The sequence below is a fragment of the Brevibacterium sp. HMSC24B04 genome (assembly GCF_001806835.1).
Lineage (GTDB): Bacteria > Actinomycetota > Actinomycetes > Actinomycetales > Brevibacteriaceae > Brevibacterium > Brevibacterium ravenspurgense.
In genome coordinates, this window is the sequence record NZ_KV786125.1 from 1 (window position 1) to 2,510 (window position 2,510).

3 protein-coding genes are annotated in these 2,510 nt (G+C 61.8%); 1 reads left to right on the forward strand and 2 read right to left on the reverse strand.

What is annotated here, in order from left to right; all coding sequences use genetic code 11:
- Positions 1–141: 141 nt before the first annotated feature.
- Together HMPREF3092_RS10690 and sul1 are read right to left on the reverse strand one after the other, a co-directional pair.
- Positions 142–642, reverse strand: a complete 501-nt coding sequence (locus HMPREF3092_RS10690) for a GNAT family N-acetyltransferase (protein WP_000376623.1) — start codon at positions 640–642, stop codon at positions 142–144.
- Positions 643–769: 127 nt separating this feature from the next.
- A complete protein-coding gene (gene sul1 / locus HMPREF3092_RS10695; protein WP_000946487.1) occupies positions 770–1,621 on the reverse strand; it encodes a sulfonamide-resistant dihydropteroate synthase Sul1 in 852 nt (283 codons plus the stop codon).
- Positions 1,622–1,721: 100 nt separating this feature from the next.
- On the opposite strand from sul1, the gene intI1 reads away from it, so the two are divergent.
- Positions 1,722–2,510 (forward strand): class 1 integron integrase IntI1 (gene intI1 / locus HMPREF3092_RS10700; RefSeq protein ID WP_018121656.1); only part of this gene is annotated, 789 nt, incomplete at its 3' end.

Below are 2,510 nucleotides of genomic sequence, written 5' to 3' on the forward strand. Positions count from 1 at the left end.
CATGCTCAAGCTTCACGATTTTTGCAACAGAGCCATATCGACAACCTCTCGCGCAACCAAGACATCGCGGTCGGACTGCAAGTGATCTTGAAGCCACGGGCCCGTCCCACCCCGACATGGACCTCGATGCCCGAACGGACGTTAGATTTCGAGTTCTAGGCGTTCTGCGATGAAGGTTGGATCCCAGCCGGGATTGAAAGTGTCGACGTGGGTGAATCCGAGCCGCTCGTATAGGCCACGCAGGTTCGGGTGGCAGTCGAGCCGCAGCTTGGCGCACCCCTGCGTTCGCGCGGCATGGCGGCAAGCCTCGATCAGCGCGGAGCTGACACCCCGGCCCGCATGTGTCCGTCGCACCGCGAGCTTGTGCAGATATGCGGCCTCCCCCTTGAGGGCGTCGGGCCAGAACTCGGGATCCTCGGCCGACAAGGTGCAACAGCCGACGATGCCGTCGCTGCAACTCGCGACTAGGAGCTCGGATCTCAGGACGAAGGTCTCCGCGAATGTCCGGTCGATCCGCGCGACGTCCCAGGCGGGCGTTCCCTTGGCGGACATCCACGCCGCAGCGTCGTGCATCAGCCGCACAACCTCGTCGATATCACCCGAGCAGGCGACCCGAACGTTCGGAGGCTCCTCGCTGTCCATTCGCTCCCCTGGCGCGGTATGAACCGCCGCCTCATAGTGCAGTTTGATCCTGACGAGCCCAGCATGTCTGCGCCCACCTTCGCGGAACCTGACCAGGGTCCGCTAGCGGGCGGCCGGAAGGTGAATGCTAGGCATGATCTAACCCTCGGTCTCTGGCGTCGCGACTGCGAAATTTCGCGAGGGTTTCCGAGAAGGTGATTGCGCTTCGCAGATCTCCAGGCGCGTGGGTGCGGACGTAGTCAGCGCCATTGCCGATCGCGTGAAGTTCCGCCGCAAGGCTCGCTGGACCCAGATCCTTTACAGGAAGGCCAACGGTGGCGCCCAAGAAGGATTTCCGCGACACCGAGACCAATAGCGGAAGCCCCAACGCCGACTTCAGCTTTTGAAGGTTCGACAGCACGTGCAGCGATGTTTCCGGTGCGGGGCTCAAGAAAAATCCCATCCCCGGATCGAGGATGAGCCGGTCGGCAGCGACCCCGCTCCGTCGCAAGGCGGAAACCCGCGCCTCGAAGAACCGCACAATCTCGTCGAGCGCGTCTTCGGGTCGAAGGTGACCGGTGCGGGTGGCGATGCCATCCCGCTGCGCTGAGTGCATAACCACCAGCCTGCAGTCCGCCTCAGCAATATCGGGATAGAGCGCAGGGTCAGGAAATCCTTGGATATCGTTCAGGTAGCCCACGCCGCGCTTGAGCGCATAGCGCTGGGTTTCCGGTTGGAAGCTGTCGATTGAAACACGGTGCATCTGATCGGACAGGGCGTCTAAGAGCGGCGCAATACGTCTGATCTCATCGGCCGGCGATACAGGCCTCGCGTCCGGATGGCTGGCGGCCGGTCCGACATCCACGACGTCTGATCCGACTCGCAGCATTTCGATCGCCGCGGTGACAGCGCCGGCGGGGTCTAGCCGCCGGCTCTCATCGAAGAAGGAGTCCTCGGTGAGATTCAGAATGCCGAACACCGTCACCCTGCTGCGTAACATCGTTGCTGCTCCATAACATCAAACATCGACCCACGGCGTAACGCGCTTGCTGCTTGGATGCCCGAGGCATAGACTGTACAAAAAACAGTCATAACAAGCCATGAAAACCGCCACTGCGCCGTTACCACCGCTGCGTTCGGTCAAGGTTCTGGACCAGTTGCGTGAGCGCATACGCTACTTGCATTATAGCTTACGAACCGAACAGGCTTATGTCCACTGGGTTCGTGCCTTCATCCGTTTCCACGGTGTGCGTCACCCGGCAACCTTGGGCAGCAGCGAAGTCGAGGCATTTCTGTCCTGGCTGGCGAACGAGCGCAAGGTTTCGGTCTCCACGCATCGTCAGGCATTGGCGGCCTTGCTGTTCTTCTACGGCAAGGTGCTGTGCACGGATCTGCCCTGGCTTCAGGAGATCGGAAGACCTCGGCCGTCGCGGCGCTTGCCGGTGGTGCTGACCCCGGATGAAGTGGTTCGCATCCTCGGTTTTCTGGAAGGCGAGCATCGTTTGTTCGCCCAGCTTCTGTATGGAACGGGCATGCGGATCAGTGAGGGTTTGCAACTGCGGGTCAAGGATCTGGATTTCGATCACGGCACGATCATCGTGCGGGAGGGCAAGGGCTCCAAGGATCGGGCCTTGATGTTACCCGAGAGCTTGGCACCCAGCCTGCGCGAGCAGCTGTCGCGTGCACGGGCATGGTGGCTGAAGGACCAGGCCGAGGGCCGCAGCGGCGTTGCGCTTCCCGACGCCCTTGAGCGGAAGTATCCGCGCGCCGGGCATTCCTGGCCGTGGTTCTGGGTTTTTGCGCAGCACACGCATTCGACCGATCCACGGAGCGGTGTCGTGCGTCGCCATCACATGGGCTCTGTTGCAAAGATTGGCGGCAGTCAGAGG